The 21,716-nt window shown below is 66.1% G+C and carries 13 protein-coding genes, 1 tRNA gene, 3 pseudogenes and 1 other annotated feature; of the genes and pseudogenes, 10 read left to right on the plus strand and 7 right to left on the minus strand.

From position 1 onward, the window contains the following. Positions 1-211: 211 nt before the first annotated feature. The gene (locus JOE48_RS17525; protein WP_210031720.1) at positions 212-1,108 is read left to right on the plus strand and encodes a zinc ribbon domain-containing protein; all 897 of its coding nucleotides are present in this window, start codon (positions 212-214) and stop codon (positions 1,106-1,108) included. Positions 1,109-1,617: 509 nt separating this feature from the next. On the opposite strand, the gene istB is transcribed toward JOE48_RS17525, so the two are convergent. Both istB and istA read right to left on the minus strand, forming a co-directional pair. Next, positions 1,618-2,460, minus strand: a complete 843-nt coding sequence (istB, locus tag JOE48_RS17530; RefSeq protein WP_210025729.1) for an IS21-like element helper ATPase IstB — start codon at positions 2,458-2,460, stop codon at positions 1,618-1,620. Then, positions 2,457-3,956 carry an IS21 family transposase gene (gene istA / locus JOE48_RS17535; protein ID WP_210025731.1) on the minus strand — a complete coding sequence of 500 codons (1,500 nt, stop codon included), beginning with the start codon at positions 3,954-3,956 and terminating at the stop codon, positions 2,457-2,459. Before istA ends, istB begins: the two co-directional genes overlap by 4 nt. A gap of 96 nt (positions 3,957-4,052) precedes the next feature. Between istA and JOE48_RS31075 the strand changes: the two are divergent. After that, positions 4,053-4,205: pseudogene (locus tag JOE48_RS31075) on the plus strand (integrase); the annotation flags it as partial. A 154-nt stretch (positions 4,206-4,359) separates the two neighbouring features. On the opposite strand, the gene JOE48_RS17540 reads toward JOE48_RS31075, so the two are convergent. Together JOE48_RS17540 and JOE48_RS17545 are read right to left on the minus strand one after the other, a co-directional pair. Beyond that, positions 4,360-6,447 (minus strand): response regulator, encoded by a 2,088-nt coding sequence (locus tag JOE48_RS17540; RefSeq protein ID WP_210031721.1) that lies wholly within the window; start codon positions 6,445-6,447, stop codon positions 4,360-4,362. After that, entirely contained in the window at positions 6,444-12,257 is a 5,814-nt protein-coding gene (locus JOE48_RS17545; protein WP_210031723.1) for a HAMP domain-containing protein, read from the minus strand. The genes JOE48_RS17540 and JOE48_RS17545 overlap by 4 nt, the downstream gene beginning before the upstream one ends. A 933-nt stretch (positions 12,258-13,190) precedes the next feature. On the opposite strand from JOE48_RS17545, the gene JOE48_RS17550 reads away from it, so the two are divergent. The 3 genes from JOE48_RS17550 to JOE48_RS17560 are packed head-to-tail and all read left to right on the plus strand — an operon-like array spanning position 13,191 to position 15,840. Beyond that, the gene (locus JOE48_RS17550; RefSeq protein WP_210031725.1) at positions 13,191-13,739 is read left to right on the plus strand and encodes a DUF3489 domain-containing protein; all 549 of its coding nucleotides are present in this window, start codon (positions 13,191-13,193) and stop codon (positions 13,737-13,739) included. Then, the gene (locus tag JOE48_RS17555) at positions 13,739-14,272 is read left to right on the plus strand and encodes a DUF2924 domain-containing protein (RefSeq protein ID WP_210031727.1); all 534 of its coding nucleotides are present in this window, start codon (positions 13,739-13,741) and stop codon (positions 14,270-14,272) included. Before JOE48_RS17550 ends, JOE48_RS17555 begins: the two co-directional genes overlap by 1 nt. Continuing rightward, entirely contained in the window at positions 14,269-15,840 is a 1,572-nt protein-coding gene (locus JOE48_RS17560; protein WP_210031729.1) for a recombinase family protein, read from the plus strand. Before JOE48_RS17555 ends, JOE48_RS17560 begins: the two co-directional genes overlap by 4 nt. A 56-nt stretch (positions 15,841-15,896) precedes the next feature. Here the strand turns inward: JOE48_RS17560 and JOE48_RS31250 are convergent. Together JOE48_RS31250 and JOE48_RS17570 are read right to left on the minus strand one after the other, a co-directional pair. Further along, positions 15,897-16,175, minus strand: a pseudogene (locus JOE48_RS31250) (hypothetical protein). 166 nt (positions 16,176-16,341) lie between these two features. Further along, a tRNA-Ala gene (locus tag JOE48_RS17570) sits at positions 16,342-16,417 on the minus strand. Positions 16,418-16,539: 122 nt separating this feature from the next. Between JOE48_RS17570 and JOE48_RS17575 the strand changes: the two genes are divergently transcribed. The 3 genes from JOE48_RS17575 to JOE48_RS17585 are packed head-to-tail and all read left to right on the plus strand — an operon-like array spanning position 16,540 to position 18,552. Continuing rightward, positions 16,540-16,842: a YggT family protein gene (locus JOE48_RS17575; protein WP_210031731.1), complete on the plus strand. Its 303-nt coding sequence runs from the start codon at positions 16,540-16,542 to the stop codon at positions 16,840-16,842. Positions 16,843-16,854: 12 nt separating this feature from the next. Further along, positions 16,855-17,898 (plus strand): MaoC family dehydratase, encoded by a 1,044-nt coding sequence (locus JOE48_RS17580; protein ID WP_192710719.1) that lies wholly within the window; start codon positions 16,855-16,857, stop codon positions 17,896-17,898. Positions 17,899-17,955: 57 nt separating this feature from the next. Beyond that, entirely contained in the window at positions 17,956-18,552 is a 597-nt protein-coding gene (locus tag JOE48_RS17585; RefSeq protein WP_312893274.1) for a GNAT family N-acetyltransferase, read from the plus strand. Between the two features lie 15 nt (positions 18,553-18,567). Here the strand turns inward: JOE48_RS17585 and JOE48_RS17590 are convergent, their stop codons facing one another. Continuing rightward, the gene (locus tag JOE48_RS17590) at positions 18,568-19,191 is read right to left on the minus strand and encodes an outer membrane protein (RefSeq protein ID WP_210031734.1); all 624 of its coding nucleotides are present in this window, start codon (positions 19,189-19,191) and stop codon (positions 18,568-18,570) included. Positions 19,192-19,302: 111 nt separating this feature from the next. Here JOE48_RS17590 and JOE48_RS17595 point away from each other — a divergent pair. Both JOE48_RS17595 and JOE48_RS17600 read left to right on the plus strand, forming a co-directional pair. Beyond that, positions 19,303-19,967 (plus strand): annotated as a pseudogene (locus tag JOE48_RS17595) (IS3 family transposase); the annotation flags it as partial. Beyond that, positions 19,584-19,700: a sequence feature (AL1L pseudoknot), on the plus strand. It overlaps the preceding pseudogene by 117 nt. A gap of 828 nt (positions 19,968-20,795) precedes the next feature. Beyond that, positions 20,796-21,671, plus strand: coding sequence for a hypothetical protein (locus JOE48_RS17600; protein WP_210031736.1), 876 nt, complete (start codon positions 20,796-20,798; stop codon positions 21,669-21,671). Positions 21,672-21,716 lie beyond the last annotated feature (45 nt).

A 21,716-nucleotide genomic window follows, 5' to 3' on the forward strand; every position in this document is an offset into this window, starting at 1 on the left:
CCGGCCGAGCCGTATCGAATGTCCGCTTCACGGCTTCAGTCGCCGGAACCAAACCGGCGGCATTCAGCCAGATCCAGTCCCGCAGGGTTGTGGCTTTTAATGACCGGAGTGGGTCAATTTTTCGCGTTGGCGAGGGCCTTCCCGGACTACGACGCGGATGTCGGCGGGATCCGGTACTTTCGACTGGTCTGTCGCCCTCGACAGAGCGTGTGTGCTGACCGGCCCGACGCAGCCGCGGGCCGAGGCAGCTACGAATACCGCCGCCGGCCCGACGACCGTCCCCCTGAACCGGACCGAGGCTGGCCTGCTGCAGGCCGCCGCTGCGGACGGAGGCCGTCTGACACCGCATGCCGCGATGAAGCCCGCTACCCACGCCCACACCGCCCGGCGGAGGGAAGGCGCGCATCTGCGCACCGGGCGCATCCGGGACGAGCGCGGCCAGGCGATGACCCCGAGCCACACGGCCAAGGGCGCGCGGCGCTACCGGTACTACGTCAGCCGGGCGGCGGTACGGGAGCGGCCAACCTGTGCGGTCCGGCGCATCGCAGCCCACGCGGTCGAGGCCAGCGTGGTCCAGGCGCTGCGCGCGACGCTTCTCTCAACTGGCGCATCCGCCTCGCCATCCGATCCAGTGTCCGAGATCCTCAGCGACGCCGAGGTGATCGCGACCCACCTCGCGCGGGTGACGGTCCGTCCCGACGCGCTGTTGATCGAGTTGGTCGGCGGGGACGAGCATGATCCGATCCGCAATCCCTGGTCGCCCGCGGGGCATCGCCGCCGCCGGGAGATCGTCGTGCCCCCGGGGGTGGAGCGCGATGGCTTGCGGCCGATGAAGGTCGAAGACCGCGCGCGCATCCTCACGGCCATCGCCCGCAGCCGCGCCTGGGTCGACGACCTCGTCGCGGTGCGTGCGGTGGGCACCGCGGCCATCGCGCTGCGCGAGGGCTGTAGCGAACGCGCGGTGCAGATGGTGTTGCCGCTCGCCCATCTCGCCCCGCGGATCGTGCGGGCCATCGTCGACGGGCGCCTGCCGCGCGGCATCGGTGTCCGACACCTGGCCGGGCTGCCGGCATCCTGGGCGGAGCAGGAGCACGCCCTGGGCCTGTGAGCGCATCGCCGCGCCACCGCATCGACGCGCCGGGTCCATCACCGGGCGATCCGATCCCCCGCCGTCGGAGCCGAACGTCAGCGCTACCATCCTTGCGTCGTCGGCGACCGCTCGCGTTCGCATCGCCGTGCGCCCGCGGCGAACGACCTATGCATCGGTCATCGAATCAAGTGCGCGGAAACAAGTTTGGCAGCAGCGGAGACGGCGACCTCGTTCAGGCGCCTATCCGTGGTCTGACGGGGTGGAGACTGATAAATCGTCGTGGAGACGTCGCGAAGCCGCGGACACCGCCGCATTTTTCGTCTCGACCACCAGGCACGCAGTTTCCAAAAACTGCCTGGTGGTGGAGGCAGTCACATGCGAACCCGTCTCCAACCAATTTTCGCTGTAAAGGGCGGACCAATTCCAGGCCGCCGTGTCGGAGCAAAATCAGGCCACTGGCAACGTGCAGCTCGAACGAAGAAGGGGCCCGATCGGGCCCCTTCTTCGTTCGTCGCCGATCGTAAGGGTCAGGCCGGCGGGATCTCGCCCGTCTCGGGGTCGTGAGGATCGGCGGTGGCCTGGTTTTGCTCCGCCCCTTCGGCCCGGCCGCGCCGGCTGCGGGAAGTTTTGAGGCGGTAGCTGTTGCCGTTCAGGCTCAGGATGCTGACGTGGTGGGTCAGCCGGTCGAGCAGCGCGCCCGTGAGCCGTTCCGAGCCCAGAACTGACGTCCAGTCCTCAAACGGGAGGTTCGAGGTCACCACGGTCGAGCCACGCTCGTAGCGCTGCGAGAAGACCTCAAACAGCAACTCCGCCCCCGTCGACGACAGCGGCACGTAGCCGAGTTCGTCGACGATCAGGAGCTTGACCGCGGCTAGTTCGCGCTGAAGCCGGAGCAGACGACGCTCGTCGCGCGCCTCCAGGAGTTGGTTGACCAGCGAGGCCGCGGTGGTGAACGTGACCGAGAAGCCCTTCTGGCAAGCCGCCAAGCCGAGAGCCAAGGCGATGTGGGTCTTGCCAGTGCCCGAGTTGCCAAGTGCGATGACGTTCTCCCGGCCGAGGATGTAGCCACAGCGGGCCAGTTCCAGCACGAGCATCTTGTTCAGGCTCGGGATCGCGGCAAAGTCGAACGTGTCGAGGCTCTTCACCGCCGGGAAGCGCGCCGCCCGGATGCGGCGCTCGACCATGCGCCGCTCACGGTCGATCAGCTCCAGTTCAACCAGCCGCAACAGGTAGCGCGAGTGGTCCAGGCCGCTCTGAGCGCACTCGCGGGCAACCTTGTCGTACTCGCGCAGCACCGTGGGCAGCTTGAGCTGCTTGAGGTGGTGAGCCAGCAGGACGCCCGGCGTGGTCTCGTCGCGCGCCAGGCTCATGCGGCCACCTCCGGCACCAGCACGGCATAGTCGGCAGCCACGGTGGTCCGCACCGTGGTTCTGGGCAGGTGCGGATAGGCTGCCAGGTCGAGCCGGGGCGGTCGGTGCTCGAGTCGGGCCAGCGCAATCAGCTTGACCGCATCGAAGCCGATCGCCCCGAGCCGGATCGCCTCCGCGACGGCTGCGGCCACCACGTCCTTGGGCATCGCCTCCATCAGGCGCAGCACCTGGATGAACTCGCGCTTGCCCCGGTTGCCCATGCGCGCCTCCAGGAGATGGCGCAGGTGCTGGAACGCCTCGGGCAGATCCCAGTCCTGGAGGGCCGCCGCTTGGTCGAGGGCGTTCGGCTTGGTCTCGATCAGCGCGAGGTAGTGCAGCGGCTCGGAGACGAACACGCCGGTGCCGTAGCTGCGTTCGTGCCGGGCGATCTCGATCCCGCCGCACAGGATCACGACCTCGTCGACGAAGCCCTTCACCAGCACGTCCCGGAAGCCGTAGGCGGTGGGCACCGAGTAGTCGTTGCCGTGATAGCGCACCAGCGCGGTCGAGGAGACACGACCAGCCCGCTTCTCGCACGGCTCCAGCGGGACCGCCGGCAGGGCGCGCAGGACCGCACGGTCGGCCACGAGCCGCGTACCGATGAGCTCGGCAGACCGACCGGCACACTCATCCTGCCGGACTCGGCAGCGTCGCTCCAGATCAGCGTTCAGCGCCTCGAACGAAGCTGCCTCCGGAGCCGGGGTCATGAAGTTGGACCGGGCGAACTTGACCAGCCCTTCGACTTTGCCCTTGTCGTTGCCCCTGCCCGGACGGCCGAAGCGGTCGCGGAACAGGTAGTGGCTCACCAACTCGGTGAAGGCGCGCGTGCGCTCGCGCTGCCCGTCACCGCAGATCTTGGCGACCGCGATCTTCGTGTTGTCGTACAGGATCGACAGCGGCACGCCCGTGAAGAAGGCGAAGGCGGCGACGTGCCCGTCGAGGAACGCCTCGGTGGTCTCCCGCGGATATGCCTTCACGAAGCAGGCGTCGGAGTGCGGCAGGTCCATGCAGAAGAAATGGATCTTGCGACGCACGCCGCCGATCGTGGCCACCGCCTCGCCGAAGTCAACCTGGGCATGGCCAGGCGGGTGGGCCAGCGGCACGAAGGTCTCCCGCCCCTGCGATCGGCAGATCCGCACGTGGTCCTTCACCACCGTGTAGCCGCCGGCATAGCCGTGCTCGTCGCGTAAACGCTCGAAGATCCGCTTGGCCGTGTGCCGCTGCTTGATCGGCGCGCTTCGGTCCGTTTCCAGGATGGCCGTGATCACCGGCAGAAGAGGCCCAAGCTTCGGCTTCTCGACCGGCTTCGAGCGCGTATAGCCCGGCGGCAGGGAGAACCGGCACATCTTGGCGATCGTCTCTCGGCTCAGCCCGAACACTCGAGCCGCCTCACGCCGAGAGTTGCCCTCGATAAACACGAACTGCCGAACGGCCGCGTAGACTTCCACGGCAAACATCCCCAGCTCCTCTCGAAAGAGAAGCTTCTCCACTGGCCGGCTTTTACGCCGCCCGCATCAGCACGACGCCGACGCTCCAGTGGATGGTTTTGTCACCGCCCTACACAGGCGTCGTTGATTTACAAGCGGACCGGCAACCTGCGTGCCGTCCAGATCTTGCTCGGCCATACCAAGATCGAGAGCACGGTCAGGTACCTCGGTGTCGACGTCGAGGATGCCCTGATCCTGGCAGAGGGAACTGAGATTTGAGCGGTTGGCCCCTCGGCTTCAGGGTCGAGGGGCTTTCAAACCAGCTCAGCAGCAAAGCGCCCATTGTAGCCATTCACCCGCCACGGTGCGCTCCTCCGAAGCGGACAGCGCGATCTAAGCGGCGCTCGGTTCGCACGCGATAGCGGTCAAGCGCTCAGTCAGGAGCCGTCTCCCCGCGAGAGCCGCCGAGCAGATGTCGTAACATGTCAACCAGATCGCTCGCGCGGTACGGCTTCTGCAGCAATTCGAAGCCATTGGTGTCCTGATTTTCTTGAAGATAGCCAGAGGTCAGCAGGATTGGCATTTGCGGCCATCGCTGACGGATGGTGTGTCCAAGGTCGATGCCGTTCGTCATGCCAGGCATGTTCACGTCGCTGAAGACCAGGGCGATGTCGGTCTCCGCCTGCAGCAGGCGCAAAGCCTCGCTTCCGTCCCGCGCACTGATCACCCTGAACGCGAGCGTCTCAAGAATTGAGACAACGGTGGATCGAACATCCGCGTCATCCTCGACGACGAGCACAGCCTTGCCGGCGCCGTTCACCGGGGGCGGCGCTCCGGCCGTCGTCCCCGCATCGCTGTCCTTCGCGGTGGAACTCCGCCTGACAAGCGCCGGCAACCTGATGACAAACTGGGTCCCCTGATCAGGGCTGCTGTCGACGGAGATGGTCCCACCACTCTGCTGCACGAAGCCGTAGACCATGCTGAGACCGAGGCCGGTTCCCTTGCCGGCCTCCTTCGTCGTGAAGAAGGGTTCGAAGACGCGGGCGAGAATAGCGGGCGACATCCCGGTGCCCGAGTCGGCGACCCCAATCTCCACGGAGCACGAGCCTTCGACGCCTCCCGGCACAGGGGCGTCGCGACGCTGGATGGCAATGCCCAACCTGCCGCCATCCGGCATCGCGTCCCGCGCATTCACGGCGAGATTGATGAGGGCGGCCTCGAACTGGGCGTGATCGACGCAGACGTCCGGCAGCCCTTCCTCCACGGTCGCGGAAATCGTGATCCGCTCGCCGAGCGTGCGCTCGAGGAGCGTGATCAGACCCGGGATAAAGTTCGTGAAGTCCAGCGCTCTCGGCTGGAGAGGAGAGCGCCGGGAGAAGGCCAGCAACCGGCTGGTGAGTTCGGCACAGCGATGCGCCCCCTCGATGGCACTCTCGACGCGGCGAAGCGCCTTCTCATTCCCCTGGAGCGAGCCTTTCATCAGGTCGAGATTGCCGATCACGATGCTCAGCATATTGTTGAAGTCGTGGGCGATCCCGCCGGTCAGGCGGCCGACTGCCTCGAGCTTCGAGGCGTGCTGCAAGCTGAGCTCAAGCTCCTTGCGCTCCGTCACGTCGAACCACATCCCGAAGAGTTCGACCACCGTGCCGTTCTCGTCGCGGTTGACTGCGATCTGATCGAGGATGTGCCGCTCCGTGCCGTCCGCGTTGCGCCAGCGATATTCCAGAGCGACGGTGCCGACGTCCAGGACGGTGCGCAGATCTGCCAGCACGCGTTCTCGGTCGTCCGCTTCGAGGCGGGCGTTCCAAAGACTCGATATGGCGAAGGCCTCCCGCGAGAAGCCCGTGATGCGCTCGATGCTGTCATTCGTGAAGTAAAGCCGCCGGTCTTCCAAGCCGAGCGGTGAGGTGTAGAGCGCGATCGGAAGCCCGCGCAGCACGGCGGCCTGATGCTCCGCCTGCCTGCGCAGCGCCTGTTCGGCTTCCAGCTTCTCGCCGCGCACCCGAAGGTTCTCCAAGAGCAGCTGCTTCTCGGCCGCCGCCTTGCGCTTGATCTCCTCGGTCTTGCGGTAAAGGTCGACGAAGACGTCGACCTTCGACTTCAAGACGAGAGGCTGGATGGGCTTGAACACATAGTCCACCGCGCCCGCCGAGTAGCCGCGGAAGATGTGCATGTCGTCTTTGTTGTGCGCCGTGAGGAACAGGATCGGGACGCGGGACGTGCGCGAGCGGCTGCGGATGAGCGCGGCCACCTCGTAGCCATCCATGCGCGGCATCTGCACGTCGAGCAAGATCACGGCGAAGTCCTCCCGAAGAGCCCAACGCAGGGCTTCCTCCGGTGAGTTGGCCAAGACGAGATCGATGGCTGGATCAGCAAGAATCTCCGAGGCGGCGAGCAGATTGCGCTGATCGTCGTCGACGATCAGGATCTTCGCTCGGATCGCATCCGGATCGGCGCGCGCGGCCAGCGGCTCGGCGGCAGCATTCGTACCAGCCGGATGGACATCCAGTCGGTCCGTCATTGCGTTTGCCGTTCAAGGTCCCTCGCGCCGCCGCCCACCGGCGCGGCGCCGTTGACCATCGCACCACGCTTTGCCAATTGCACGCGCAGCACGGCGAGGAGCTGATCCAAGTCGATCGGCTTCGAGACGTAATCTGACGCGCCCGCCTCAAGGCATTTTTCGCGGTCGCCTTTCATGGCCTTCGCGGTCACCGCGATGAGCGGCAGGCTCCGGAAGGCGGACTGAGCCCGGATCATCCGCATCGTCTCGTAGCCGTCCATCCCGGGCATCATGATGTCGATCAACATCGCATCGATGTTCGGGTTGGTCTTGAGCAGCGCGATGCCGTCCTTCCCGTTTTCCGCGAACAGGACCTCGAGCCCGTGTTGCTCCAGGGCGCTCGTGAGCGAGAAGATGTTGCGCAGGTCGTCGTCGACCAGGATGACGCGACACCCCTGGAGCGACGACACGTCCTTCCGCTCGTCCATGATCTGCGCGTCGGCCGGAACGCTGGTGATGGCGCGATGCAGGAACAGAGCGGTCTCGTCGAGGAGCCGCTCGGACGAGCGCGTGTCCTTGAGGATAATCGTCGAGGCTGTCTGCCTGAGCTGCTGCTCCTCGGCGGCCGTCAGCTCCCGGCCCGTGTAAACGATGATAGGCAGCTCCTCCCCGCCCTGCGAGGCGCGGATCTCCTCGATCAATTCGGAACCGCCGATATCGGGCAGGCCGAGATCGATGATCGCGCAGTCGAACCGGCCGCCGATCAGGGCTTCCAGGGCAGCGGCGGCCGTGCCGACACCGAAGACCTTGACGTCTTCCTCGCTCAGGAGTGCCGTGATGCCGGTGCGCTGGTTCTCGTCATCCTCGACGAGCAGGAGGTTGCGCACCGGCCGTGTGATGAACTCCTTCGAGCGCTCAAGGGCCCGCATCAGGCCCTCGCGCTCCACGGGCTTCTCCAGGAATCCGAAGGCACCCGCGCGCAGGCCGCGCTTCTTCTCGTCGTTGACCGAGATGACATGGATCGGGATGTGCCGGGTGCGGGGATCGTTCTTCAGGAGGTCGAGCAGAGCCCAGCCGTCCATATCGGGCAGGCCGATGTCGAGGGTGATGGCGTGCGGCTTGAAACGGTGGGCGAGGCTCAGCGCACCCGCGCCGTCCTGCGCGATCAGGCCCTTGAACCCGCGCTCGCGCGCAAGTTCCAGCAGCACCGAAGCGAACATCGCGTCGTCCTCCACGATCAGCACGATATGATCACCCGGATGGATGGCGTGGCGGTCATCCGCCGAGGCTGAGAGCGCCATCGCGGCGTTCGGCTGCCGGCCCATCAGCGCCGACGTTCCGTTCCCCTCGGCGGCCTCCGAACCGCGGGCCGGACCCACCTGCACGGGCGGCTCGAAGGGCAGGAACAGGGTGAAGGTGCTGCCCGAGCCGACGCGGCTCTCGACCACGATCTCGCCGCCCAACAGACGCGCGATCTCGCGGCTGATCGCCAAGCCGAGGCCGGTGCCGCCGTACTTGCGGCTCGTGGTCCCGTCGGCCTGCTGGAACGCCTCGAAGATGATCCGCTGCTTGTCCTCGGCGATGCCGATCCCGGTATCGGTGACGGACAGGGCCATCCACTGGCTCCCGGCGCGCAGCGGTGACCCCTCCGCGGAGCCGATCCTCAGGGAAACGTTGCCCCTCTCGGTGAACTTGAAGGCGTTGGACAGAAGATTCCGGAGAACCTGCTGCAGACGCTTGGAATCCGTGCGCACCGCGCGCGGCAGGCCCGGATCGACATCGATCACGAAGGCGAGGTGGCGCTCCTCGGCGAGCTGCCGGAAGGTCCTGTTGAGGTTCTCGACAAGATCCTGCAGCGCGACATCGCCGATCTCGAGCGACACGGTCCCGGACTCGATCTTGGACAGATCGAGGATGTCGTTGATGAGCGACAGAAGGTCGGTCCCGGCCGCGTTGATGGTCTTGGCGAATTCCCGCTGCTTGTCGGTGAGGTTCCCGTCCCGGTTCTCGGAGAGAAGCTTCGAGAGGATCAGCAGGCTGTTGAGCGGCGTGCGCAGCTCGTGGCTCATATTCGCCAGGAACTGCGACTTGTAGCGCGAGGTCAGGCTCAGCTGCTCAGCCTTCTCCTCCAGCGCCGTCTTGGCGACCGAAACCTCCCGGTTTTTGCCTTCGACCTCGCGCTTCTGGATCTCGAGGAGCCGGGCCTTCTCCTCCAGCTCTTCGTTGGTCTGCTGCAACCGCTCGCGCTGGCTTTTCAGCAGGTCCTCCGATTGCTGCAGCGAGGCGGCCTGCAGCTCGAGGCGATCGTTCGTCTTCTTGAGTTCTTCTTGCCGGCTCTGCAACTCGCCGGTCAGGAGCTGCGACTGCTTGAGGAGCCCCTCCGTCCGCATGTTGGCGGCGATCGTGTTCAGCACGATGCCGATCGACTCGGTCAGCTGGTCGAGGAACGACTGATGGGTCTCGCTGAAGCGGTTGAACGAGGCCAACTCGATGACCGCCCGGACCTCCTGCTCGAACAGGACGGGGAGCACGATGATGTTGAGCGGCGGCGCTTCGCCGAGAGCCGAGCCGATGGTGATGTAGTCGCCGGGCACGTTGGTGAGGAGGATGCGCTTCTTCTCGAACGCGCATTGCCCCACGAGACCCTGACGGAGGCGGTACCGGTTCGACAGATTCTTGCGCTCCGTGAACGCGTAACTCGCCGTCAGATCCAGAACCGGCTCTCCACCCTCGTCTTCCACCATGTAGAACACGCCGCGCTGCGCGCTCACCAAGGATGCAATCTCCGACAGAATCAGGTTCGAGACGGTGGCGAGGTCGCGCTCGCCCTGCAGCATGCGCGTAAACTTGGCGAGGTTGGTCTTCAGCCAGTCCTGCTCGGCGTTCTTAAGGGTCGTGTCCCGCAGATTGCGGATCATCTCGTTGATGTTGTCCTTCAGCGAGGCCACCTCACCGGAGGCCTCGACCGAGATCGATCGTGCGAGATCGCCCTTCGTCACCGCCGTCGCCACTTCGGCGATGGCGCGCACCTGGGTCGTCAGGTTCGCCGCGAGCTGGTTCACGTTGTCCGTGAGGTCGCGCCACAGGCCCGCGGCACCCGGCACCCGGGCCTGACCGCCGAGCTTGCCCTCGACGCCCACCTCGCGGGCGACGTTGGTGACCTGATCGGCAAAGGTCGCGAGGGTCTCGATCATCTCGTTGACGGTATCCGCGAGGGCGGCGATCTCGCCCTTGGCGTCGACGGAGAGTTTCCGCTTGAGGTCGCCCTGCGCCACCGCGGTGACGACATCCGCGATGCCGCGGACCTGACCGGTCAGGTTGGCCGCCATCATGTTCACGTTGTCGGTGAGGTCCTTCCAGGTTCCGCCGACCCCGCGTACCTGGGCTTGTCCGCCGAGCTTGCCCTCCGAGCCGACCTCGCGGGCGACGCGGGTGACTTCCGACGCGAAGGAGTTCAACTGGTCCACCATCGTGTTGATGGTCGATTTCAGCTCCAGGATCTCGCCCTTCACGTCGACGGTGATCTTCTTGGACAGGTCGCCGTTGGCCACCGCGGTGGTCACGTCGGCGATGTTGCGCACCTGACCGGTGAGGTTGGCCGCCATCATGTTCACGTTGTCGGTGAGGTCCTTCCAGGTTCCGCCGACCCCGCGCACCTGAGCCTGCCCGCCGAGCTTGCCTTCGATACCCACTTCGCGGGCGACGCGGACCACCTCGGAGGCGAAGGAGTTCAGCTGATCCACCATCGTGTTGATGGTCGACTTCAGCTCCAGGATCTCGCCTTCGACAGCGACAGTGATCTTCTTGGACAGATCGCCGTTGGCCACCGCCGTCGTGACCTCGGCGATGTTGCGCACCTGACCGGTGAGGTTGGCCGCCATCATGTTCACGTTGTCGGTCAGGCCTTTCCACACGCCGCCGACGCCCTTGACCTGGGCCTGCCCACCGAGCTTGCCCTCCGTTCCGACTTCGCGGGCGACGCGGGTGACTTCCGACGCGAAGGAGTTCAACTGGTCCACCATCGTGTTGATGGTCGATTTCAGCTCCAGAATCTCGCCCTTCACGTCGACGGTGATCTTCTTGGACAGGTCGCCGTTGGCCACCGCGGTGGTCACGTCGGCGATGTTGCGCACCTGACCGGTCAGGTTGGCCGCCATCAGGTTGACGTTGTCGGTGAGGTCGGCCCAGGTTCCCGCCACGCCCTCGACGCGGGCCTGTCCGCCGAGCTTGCCCTCCGAGCCGACTTCCTTTGCGACGCGGGTCACTTCCGACGCGAAGGAATTGAGCTGGTCCACCATCGTGTTGATGGTGTTCTTCAGCTCCAGGATCTCGCCGCGCACGTCGACGGTGATCTTCTTGGACAGGTCGCCGTTGGCCACCGCGGTGGTCACGTCGGCGATGTTGCGCACCTGACCGGTGAGGTTGGCGGCCATCAGATTGACGTTGTCGGTCAGGTCGGCCCAGGTTCCGGCGACGCCGCGCACTTGCGCCTGGCCGCCGAGCTTGCCCTCCGAGCCGACCTCGCGGGCGACGCGGGTGACTTCCGACGCGAAGGAGTTCAGCTGGTCGACCATCGTGTTGATGGTATTCTTCAGCTCCAGGATTTCGCCGCGCACGTCGACGGTGATCTTCTTGGAGAGGTCGCCGTTGGCCACCGCCGTGGTCACGTCGGCGATGTTGCGCACCTGCCCGGTGAGGTTGGCGGCCATCATGTTGACGTTGTCGGTGAGGTCCTTCCAGGTTCCGCCGACACCTTCGACCTGGGCTTGACCACCGAGCTTGCCTTCGGTGCCGACTTCGCGCGCGACGCGCGTCACCTCCGAGGCGAAGGAGTTCAGCTGGTCCACCATCGTGTTGATGGTCAGCTTCAAGGCCAGAATCTCGCCCTTCACGTCGACGGTGATCTTCTTGGACAGATCGCCGCGCGCGACCGCTGTCGTGACCTCGGCGATGTTGCGCACTTGGCCGGTCAGGTTCTCGGCCATCATGTTCACGTTGTCGGTCAGGTCCTTCCAGACACCACCGACGCCCTTGACCTGGGCCTGGCCGCCGAGCTTGCCTTCCGAGCCCACCTCCTTGGCGACGCGCGTCACCTCCGAGGCGAAGGAGTTCAGCTGATCGACCATCGTGTTGATAGTCGATTTCAAATCCAAGATCTCGCCCTTTACGTCGACGGTGATCTTCTTGGATAGATCGCCATTCGCGACCGCCGTCGTGACCTCGGCGATGTTCCGGACCTGACCAGTCAGGTTCGCTGCCATCAGGTTGACGTTGTCGGTGAGGTCCTTCCAGGTCCCGCCGACGCCCTTGACCTGGGCTTGGCCACCCAGCTTGCCCTCCGAGCCGACCTCGCGGGCGACGCGCGTCACCTCCGAGGCGAAGGAGTTCAACTGGTCGACCATCGTGTTGACCACTTTGCCGATGCGCAGGAACTCGCCCTTCAGGGGGCGGCCCTCGATCTCGATCTGCATGGTCTGGCCGAGGTCGCCTTTCGCAACCGCCCCGATGACGCGCGCCACCTCGGTGGTCGGCTGGACAAGATCGCCGATCATCGTATTGACCGAATCGACGCAGTCGTTCCAACCCCCTGTCGCCGCCGGGAGCTTGCCGCGCTCATTGATGCGCCCATCCTTGCCGACCGCGCGCGCGACCCTGTCGAGTTCCCGAGCGAGCCCCTGGTTCAACTCGACGATGTCGTTGAACGCTTCCGCGATCTCGCCATCGATGCCTGTCAGGTCCAGCGGCAGGCGGGTCGAGAAGTCCCCCTTCCGAAACGCGCGAAGACTCTTCAGGAGGAGCTTCGGCTCCAACTGTGACGTGGTCGGCGTCATTCGGACACACCTTCAGAGTCGATGGATTTAGCCCAACGAGGCAGCCGTCTGGGTCGTGGGCGATAGCGAAAAACCATCGATGACGACGAACAGCAATGCGGCCCAGCGGTGGATGGTTGCCCAATCATTCGACCCGCAGAGTGGGCCAGCACGTTGCACGTCCTGACGGGCGGCCATTGGACCGAAAATGGGAGCGGCGCATCGCCGGACGTTGCTGTTTAGCTTGCGCCGCGCGATCCGGCCTTAATGCATGTTAGTGGCGTCTCGACTTGGTTAGGAGACCCTTGAATGCCCGCAGGAGTGAAATCGTGGAGATTTATGATTGCCGAATTGGTGCTACTCCGCCGCGAATTCACGTGGAAAGACCGCGTTCCTCATTGTACAATTGCGCGCCGAGAGGCGCCGGCTGACGTTCGTCGAGGCACGGCCCCGTCGTGACGTAGGCGTCCACTGCCGCGTCTAGGTTTGTACATCAATGACGGGCCAGACGACACGTTTTGGTCGGCTTCATGTCTCACGGACTTCAAAGCCGACCAGCAGCTTTCGGCCACCTTCGGTCATTCTGGTTCGATCAGACCTCCAGCAAGCGGACCTTCTGAAGGTCTGAGAAGGGTCACGATCTTCCGTTGGCAGTGGACAACAGCGCGAAGTTCCGCACCGTCCCCGCCCATCCGCACATTCGACTGGACTGCCGGAGCGAACGGAGCGTGTGTGGTTGCCGGGACGACGCAGCCGGTATCGCTGAGGCTGCGCTAGTTTGGACCGAGGGCAGCGGGGGAGCGTCAGAACAGACCACTCAACGAATAGTGGCTTTCCCCGCCTGGGGGTCGTCTCTCCAGCCACATGCACCTTGCCCCGCAGGCCGACCTCGCGCCGTCCGCGGGGTCGGGGTCGTGGCAGGGCCTGGCCTGCCGCTGACGGAGACCCCGACCCATGACCACCATCTCGCTCACCCGCACCGAGGCGGGCATTCTGCAGGCTGCCGCCGCGGACGAGGGACGCCTGCACTTCGCCCTGACGGTGAAGCCGGCCAGCCGCAAACGGCTCATCGGGCGCCTCCTGAGCAACGCGCTCATCACCCCGTCGGACGTACCGGACGGACAGCATCGTCTCACGCCCGCGGGCTACGGAGCCATCGGCCTCACCCAACCCCCGGTAGCCGGGGCAACATCCCGCCCGAACAAGAAGGCGTTGGTGATGACGCTGCTGGCCCGGGACGAGGGGGCGACGCTGACCGAGCTGATCGCGGCGACGGGCTGGCTGCCACATACGACCCGCGCCGCCCTCTCGCGGATCCGGTCGGGAGGACAGTCGCTGGCCAAGGCAGCTCGCCCGGACGCGGCGATGTCCTACCGTATCCTGCCGCCCCCGCCCGCGGCCCGTAACCGCGCCCGACGCAAGGCGGAAACTCCGGCCCGTGCGCTGACGGGAGGCAGAGAATCTGACCCGCATGCGGGTGCGCCGACGCAGGCCACCGCTTGATGGCGCGGCCTCGAGCCATCACGGAGGGCGAGGCGGACCGCGTGTCCGCCTCGCTCGACGCGCTCGCCGGGATGGACGCGGCGGCACTCGAGCGGCGCTGGCGTCAGCTGTTCGGCGCAGCCCCACCTCCCGGCCTCCCGCCCGCGCAGCGCGCGCGGGTCATCGCCTACCGCCTGCAGGTCCTCGCCTACGGTGACCTCGACCGCGATACGGCACGAGCCCTCGATCGGCTCGTGCGAGTAAGGGATCAGCTGGACCAGGGAGGGGACGTTCTGCCGATCCGCGTGTCGGTGCCGGTGCCGGATCGGCGCGGGCACACCCCCGGTGTGACGCTCTCGCGGGAATGGGCGGGGGTGATGCACACCGTGCAGGTGCTGGAGGCCGGCTACGCCTGGAACGGTGCGACCTACGAAAGCCTGTCCCGGGTGGCGCGGCTCATCACCGGTACAAAGTGGAACGGCCCCCGCTTCTTCGGCCTACGCGCCAAAGCTGCTGGCGGTGCAGAGACACGAACGGGGAGGGTTGAGGCATGAGTGCCCGCTCCCCCAAACCACGGCAGACACCGCCTCCCGGCACACGGCCGACGCAGCGCTGCGCGATCTATACCCGGGTCTCGACCGAGCACGGGCTCGATCAGGAGTTCAACTCCCTCGACAACCAGCGAGAGGCGGCCGAGGCCTATGTCCGCTCCCAGGCGCACGAGGGCTGGCGTCTGCTGCCTGGCCGCTACGACGATGGCGGCTTCTCCGGCGGATCGCTCGAACGACCCGCCCTGCAGCGACTGTTGGCCGAGGTGCGAGCCCTGCGCGTCGACGTGATCGTCGTGTACAAGGTCGACAGGCTGACCCGGGCCCTGTCCGACTTCGCCAAGTTGGTCGAGCTGTTCGACGGACACAGCGTCTCGTTCGTGTCGGTGACCCAGGCATTCAACACCACCACCAGCATGGGGCGGCTCACGCTGAACGTGCTGCTGTCGTTCGCCCAGTTCGAGCGAGAGGTCACCGGCGAGCGCATCCGCGACAAGATCGCCGCGAGCAAGCGCAAGGGGATCTGGATGGGCGGGGTCGTGCCGCTCGGCTACCGGGTCGAGGGCCGAGCGCTGCACGTCGTCGAGGAGCACGCCGCCCTCGTCCGGGCGATCTTCGCGGGCTACCTCGCCCACGGCACGGTGGCGGGGCTGAAGCAGGACCTCGACGGGCAGGGTATCACCCTGCCAGCTCGCCGCGACGGGGCCGGGCGAGAGACCGGTGGAGGTCCTTTCTCACGCGGGCATCTGTACAAGCTGCTGGGCAATCCCCTCTACGTCGGTCAACTCCGGCACAAGGGGCAGGTCCATGAAGGCCAGCATCCCGCGATCGTGGACGAGGCGACATGGCAGGCCGTGCAGGATCGGCTCGCCACCAACCACCATCAGCATCACCGCACGCGAGCTGAGAGCGTGCATCTCCTCGCTGGGCGCCTGCGCGATGCCTGGGGCGAGTTGATGGTGCCGAGCCACGCCCAGAAGGGCGCGGTGCGCTACCGCTACTACGTCTCCCGGACAGTAGGGATAAACGACAAGCGGCTGCGCCTGCCCGCTGCATCGATCGAGGCGGTGGTCGTGGCCGGTCTGCGGAGCATCGCTGCACCGAGCCCAGCACCGCTTGATGACGCTGCCTTGGTCGTAGCTGAACTCGAGACGGTGACGGTGCATGCCGATCACCTCGTGCTGCAGTTCACCGGGGAGCGCCCTCCCCAGTCGCTGGCCTTCACGCATCAGCCGCAGCGGCGCCGCCAGGCGATCGTCGTACCGCCGGGCCGCGAGGGCGATCGGCTGCGGGCGATGAAGGCGGAAGATCGCACCCGCATGCTCTCAGGCATCGCCGCAGGCCGGACCTGGATGCGGGATCTCGTGGCCGGGCGAAGCGCGGGCATCGAAACGATCGCTTTGGCCGAGCAGCGCACCGAGCGCTCGGTGCGCATGACGCTGTCGCTCGCCCTGCTCTCCCCCCGCATCGTCCGCGCGATCGTCGAGGCGAGGCTGCCCCGGGGCATCGGCCTGCGCCATCTCTGCGAGCTGCCCCCCGCCTGGGACGCGCAAGAACGCTTCCTCGGCTTGTAACGTCTGAGCGTCTTGCCGGGGCTCCGTACGACTGACGCCATCGACTCCGGAAGCGATCAGGCGATCAGGCGCACCGCCATCCCGATCAGCACCGCGGCTCCCAAGCAGCGCCGCCATGGGTTGACCCCGCGCAGTAGCTCATCGCCCGCCCAGACCGCGAGGGCAATCCAGGATACGAGGTCCGCCTAACGGCCGACGGCGGTGTCCTCCCCCGCGATCCAGGCGACGGCCTGCATCAAGCCGAACAGCCACAGCGGCGTGTTCGGCCACTGGCCAATCACGATGCGCCCGCTGGTGCGGTCGCGGAAAAACCAATCGAGGGCCGCGGGCAGCATCGCAGGAAACGGGAATGAGGCCTGTGGAGACCGGGGGCAGAATGGCCGGTGATCCGGCCCCGGAGACGCGACAGAGACGCGGCTGAAGCAAGATGCTCGAGCTAAGCTACTGACAAGTCGAGTAGTTCGAAGACCACCGGGATCCTGCGATTTGCGCAAGGACCCCTGGTGGAGCTGAGGGGAATCGAACCCCTGACCTCCGCAGTGCGATTGCGGCGCTCTCCCATCTGAGCTACAGCCCCGTCGAGGCGCCGGCCTTGTAGGCGCGGGCGGCTCAGCCTGTCAATTCCTGTTTCACCGTCGCCCGCCACGCGCCGCTCCGGCGCTGGGTCGCGGGCGCCCCGAAGGATACGCGCGAACCCGCATGAACGCCCTGATCTGGCTCTTCGACACGGTCGTCCAGCTCTTCATCTACGTCCTCATCGCCAGCGCGGTCCTCAGCTGGCTCGTGGCCTTCAACGTGGTGAACGTGCGCAATCCGATCGTCGCGCAGATCGGCGAGGTGCTCTACCGGATCACCGAGCCGGTGCTGCGGCCGATCCGCAACCTGCTGCCCAATCTCGGTGGCGTCGACATCTCGCCGATCATCCTGATCCTGCTGCTGCTGTTCGTCAGCCGCCTGCTGCACGAATATGCCGTGCCCGCAACCTACGTTTACGCGCAGTAGGATCGATCGACCGTGAAGACGAATCCCGGCCGCTTCTTCGAGGATTTCCGCCTCGGCGAGACCATCCGCCACGCCACCCCGCGCACCGTGACGGTGGGGGACGTGGCGCTCTACACGGGCCTCTACGGGCCGCGCTTCGCCGTGCAGTCCTCGGACGCCTTCGCGCGCGCCTTCGGCTACCCGAAGAGCCCGCTCGACGACCTGCTCACCTTCCACATGGTGTTCGGCAAGACCGTGCCGGACGTCTCCCTCAACGCGCTCGCCAACCTCGGCTACGCCGAGGGCGGGTTCCGGCGGCCGGTCTATCCGGGCGAGACCCTGTCGACCGTCTCCGAGGTGATCGGCCTCAAGGAGAGCTCGAACCGCCAGACCGGCGTGGTCTACGTGCGCTCGGTCGGCTCCGACGAGCACGGCGAGACCGTGCTGAGCTATTGCCGCTGGGTCCTCGTGCGCAAGCGCGACCCCGAGGCCGCGATCGCCGAGGAGCACGTGCCGAGCCTCGCCAAGGTGGTCGATCCGCGGGATCTTGCGGGCGCCCTGCCGAAGCTGTCGGCCGCCGCCTACGATACGGATCTGGCCGGTAGCCCGCACCGCTTCGCCGATTACGCGGTGGGCGAGAAGATCGACCACGTCGACGGCATGACCGTCGAGGAGGCCGAGCACCAGATCGCCACGCGCCTGTTCCAGAACACCGCCAAGGTCCATTTCGATGGCCTGGCCGCCAAGGACACGCGGTTCGGCCGGCGGCTGATCTATGGCGGCCATGTGATCTCGCTCGCCCGGGCGCTCAGCTTCAACGGGCTCGCCAACGTGTTCGCGATCGCCGGCATCAATGCCGGCCGTCACGTGGCACCGCTCTTTGCGGGCGACACGGTCTATGCCTGGAGCGAGGTGCTGGATTCGGCCGATGTCGGCCGCGACGATGTCGGGCTCCTGCGCCTGCGCACGGTCGCCACCAAGAACCAGCCCTGCGGCGCCTTCCCGGACCGCGCGGGCGAGGGCTACGACCCGGCCGTGATCCTGGACCTCGACTACTGGGCCTTCGCGCCGAAATAGCGCCGGCGCCCGGCCCCGCACGCCGTGGCGGCGGCCAGAATCCCGAAGGCGCGCGCCGTGACAGTGCGGCGCGCGGGGCCGGAGGACGCGCCTGCGATCGCCGCGATTCACGTGATCGCCTGGCACGAGACCTATACCGGCCTCCTGCCCGACACGATGATCTCCGCCCTCACCGTCGAGGTGCGGCAGGCCTGGTGGGCGCAGCTTCTGAGCAAACCGCCAGCGACGCGCGGCGGCGCGGCCTACCTGGCCGAGCTTGGCGGCAGGCCGGTCGGCTTCGGCACCTGCAACGCCCAGCGCTCGGACGTGCAGGCTGCGGCTGGCTTCGACGGGGAGATCAGCAGCCTCTACGTCCTGCGCGCCGCGCAGAAGCAGGGCGTGGGGCGGGCGCTCATGGCCAGGATGGCGATGCGTCTGCAGACCGCCGCGTACCGCGCCGCCGGGCTCTGGGTGCTGCGCGAGAATGCGGCGGGCCGGCGCTTCTACGAGCAATGCGGGGGCACGCGGCTCGATGGGGATGCGGGGCTGCGCGTCCAGGGCCGGTTCACGGAGGTCGCCTACGGCTGGCGTGAACTCGCGACGCTCATGGCCCTCGCACCGGATCCAGGCCCGCGCCGCACGACGCCTCCGCGGACGCGCGAGCGCGGCGGGTGACCGCCGCTCCGGGCCTCAGCGGATGCCGGCGCCCACCACCCCCGCCTCGACCGCCAGGGAGAGACGGTCCGTGACCGCCCACTCGACGCCGACGCCCGCCACCGGCCGCACCGCGATGTCCTGGCGGGTGAACGGCAGCGTCGATGGCGTCGGCCCGACCCGCAGGGACTCGTGGAGCGCCACAGCGCCGCCCTTGGCGTAGGGCAGCACGTCCGGCGTCAGGAGCGTCCCGACCTTCACCTCCAGGGCGCCGGCGAAGTCGCGCGTATAGGCGAGGCGCCCGTAGCCCGGCGTCAGGTTGCCGTCGAGCCCGGCCAGATAGTCGAGCCCGCCGCTGATCCCGTAGAGGATCGGGCCCTCCTGCCACATCCGGCCGCCCTCGAAGCCGATCGTGGGGCCCGAGGAGTTGCCGAAATGCCGGGAGGCGGTCACCGCATATCCGGTCGACAGGCGGGCGTAGGAGCCGGTCCAGCGGCCATACGCGTCCTCGGCCGTCTGGGGCCACGCGAAGGACGGCAGCGGTGCGAAGCCGATCGAGGGCCACAGCAGCGCCTGGGCTGCGGCCGGTGACGCCTGAAGCAGGCAGAGGCCGAGGCCGGCGGCAAGGCGGAGCGGACGCGAGGCGGCACGTCGAGTCATGTTGCCATGTTAGCCGAAGGCATCGGGCTGCAACAGGGCAAGCTCGGCCGTCGACGCCGGCTGAACCGCCCCGGGATTTTCGAAGGCTTCAACTCTTGAGAGAGCGGAGCCATGACGAAGCATACCCCACCGTGTTCCCCCGCGGTCCGCGAGCGGGCAGTCCGGCTGGTGCTGGAGCACCAAGGCGAGCCCGATTCGCAGTACGGAGCGATCCGCTCGATCGCGGCCAAGTTCGGTTGCTCGGGTGAGACGCTGCGCGACTGAGGACGCCAGGCCGAACGCGATCGGGGCGTGCAAGCCGGACCGACGACGAATGAGCGCGAGCGGATCAAGACCCTGGAACGCGAAGTCCGCGAGCTCCCACAGGACAGCGAGATCCTGAGGAAGGCGTCGGCGTAGTTTGCCCAGGCGGAGCTCGACCGCCGGTTTCGGTCATGATCGCCTTCATCGACGATCATCGCGCGACCGACGGGGTCGAACCGATCTGCAGGGTGCTGCCGATCGCCCCGTCGACGGACCACGCCCATGCCGCGCGCCGGACTGATCCGGAGCGGCTTCCGGCCCGCGCCAAACGGGACGCGGTACTGATGGCCGAGATCCGGCGCGTCGACGCGGCACACTTCCGGGTCGACAGTGTGCGCAAGGTCTGGCGGCAACTCGCCCGCGACGGGATCGTGGTGGCGCGCTGCACGGTGGCCCGGCTGACGCGGACGCTGGGCTCGGCCGGCGTCGTCCGGGGGCGACGGATTCGCACCACTATCCCCGATCCGGCGGCGCGCCTGACCCAAACCGGACAGCCTCCGGGAAACCCGGTGTGGTTCAATGGCAGGCGCACCGCCGGAACCGAACGCCACCGGGATGTCGGCAGAGCTGGACGGGCACGGGGATAAGCGTCGCTTGGGGTCGCGGGACCGGCTTTGCAGCCCCGGACCAGGCCGTCATGGGCAGCCCTGTCATCGGGCGCGAGAGAAGGCGCGATGGTGCGCACGGGCCGGAGAGGGCGGCCGTGCCCGCTTGTGCACATTCAATCGACCTGCGTCGTCGGACGTCCATCCGGTTCCGCGGGGTGGGACCGAGCCGCCTTTCTGATCCCGAAAGCGCCAGCGCGGACCGTTCGTCCAGAACATACGATCAAACCGGAGAAACAAGTGTTTTCCCGGGCACAGATGCCAGCCGGAAGACGAACCGAAATCTGTGCCGGTCGGCAAATGTGTCTCCCGGGATCGCCGCGCATCGGTGTCCCGATCCGTGATGGCGTGCCCCGGCGATGGCCTGCGCTATCAAGCGCCGCCTTCCTCGGACCGCAAAGGTCTCGGAAGACGAGACCGCCGATGCCGCCAGACATTTCGTCCGCAAGATAGGGGTCGCCGTATCGGGCGCTTGATTGCCCCAGTCCCATCCCCGGCGCACGGCACGATCGCTCCGGCCCCAGCATTGTCAGCATGAATACTTACTTGACAATGATCAAATTTGTTTAATAAAAAGAGGCGATTCTGCGCCGGCACCATTGATATGGCGCAATATGGCTTCAAGCTCGCTGAAGGCGAAACAATATAAGAAAATATCGGTGATTTAGGCCGTATTATAACGTTTTGAGGGGCGGAATGATTGAGCCAGCGGGAAGATCAATCGGCGCCGGATGGCCAAGAATTTATAGAGCAGTCTTGTCTTATTTAAATATCACGCCAGCAGTACAGATTTCTACGGCACAGCTTGAGGGGCTGCCTCAGGATTGCGAGGCTTGGCTCTCCCAGTTTTGGGAAAGGGCAAACAACGCAAAAGTAAAAATACCTGTCTATTTAGCCATGCATCCGCAGTCAACTCTGATGGCCGCGAGATGTATTGCGCGTTTACCGCGCCTGAATGCGCGTCTGAGCCATCGGCCTGAAGGTGAGCTTATAGCAAAAGCGCTGAACACGGTTTGTTTGGCGAAGATTTTCAAATTATCCGACACCGGAGCCTGCGTCCTGGACGTTCCTGCTGTGCCGCAGGATTACAGTCTTGGATCATCCAAGCAGACGCTTCGACGCAAAGTTAAGTCTGCGGAAAAACTTGGCATTTCATGTCGACAAGTTCATGACAGAAGTGAGCAAGTCGAACTCGTTGCTGTGCTGGATCGTGCTATCGCCGTCAAATCCAACCCCCTCTATCGGGAGCGTGACAGCGACCATTCTTACTTGGTTGGCAGCGGGTTATGGACTGTCGCATTCGCACAGAGCGGTGAGCCACTTGTGATCGCCGTCACGCCCCACGAGGGGGAATGGGCACTTCTACAGGCGTTCGTCTCGCTCGGTGAAACCCAGCATCGTTCGGATGCGCGCTATCTTCTCACGAAAGTGGTGGTCGAGCGGCTGGCCGTTGAGGGCGTCCGGCACTTGGTCGACACCCGTAGTCCTTCTCAATTACCCAATGGGCTTCGGCATTTCCAGCGCATACTCGGATTTCGCATCAGGCGAATACGTATTCTGCAGGAGATCTGACGTTATTTGTCTTTTCGCAACTTTGCATCCCGCCGGGGATCAGAT

The sequence above is a fragment of the Methylobacterium sp. PvR107 genome (assembly GCF_017833295.1).
Classification (GTDB): Bacteria; Pseudomonadota; Alphaproteobacteria; order Rhizobiales; family Beijerinckiaceae; genus Methylobacterium.

Excerpts from the sequence above, each read along its gene's own strand:
- JOE48_RS17555 (WP_210031727.1), top strand. The coding sequence starts at position 13,739 with ATGGCGCGGCCTCGAGCCATCACGGAGGGCGAGGCGGACCGCGTGTCC.
- istB (WP_210025729.1), bottom strand. The coding sequence starts at position 2,460 with ATGAGCCTGGCGCGCGACGAGACCACGCCGGGCGTCCTGCTGGCTCAC.
- JOE48_RS17560 (WP_210031729.1), top strand. The coding sequence starts at position 14,269 with ATGAGTGCCCGCTCCCCCAAACCACGGCAGACACCGCCTCCCGGCACA.
- JOE48_RS17600 (WP_210031736.1), top strand. The coding sequence starts at position 20,796 with ATGATTGAGCCAGCGGGAAGATCAATCGGCGCCGGATGGCCAAGAATT.
- JOE48_RS17550 (WP_210031725.1), top strand. The coding sequence starts at position 13,191 with ATGACCACCATCTCGCTCACCCGCACCGAGGCGGGCATTCTGCAGGCT.
- JOE48_RS17545 (WP_210031723.1), bottom strand. The coding sequence starts at position 12,257 with ATGACGCCGACCACGTCACAGTTGGAGCCGAAGCTCCTCCTGAAGAGT.
- JOE48_RS17590 (WP_210031734.1), bottom strand. The coding sequence starts at position 19,191 with ATGACTCGACGTGCCGCCTCGCGTCCGCTCCGCCTTGCCGCCGGCCTC.
- JOE48_RS17575 (WP_210031731.1), top strand. The coding sequence starts at position 16,540 with ATGAACGCCCTGATCTGGCTCTTCGACACGGTCGTCCAGCTCTTCATC.
- istA (WP_210025731.1), bottom strand. The coding sequence starts at position 3,956 with ATGTTTGCCGTGGAAGTCTACGCGGCCGTTCGGCAGTTCGTGTTTATC.
- JOE48_RS17540 (WP_210031721.1), bottom strand. The coding sequence starts at position 6,447 with ATGACGGACCGACTGGATGTCCATCCGGCTGGTACGAATGCTGCCGCC.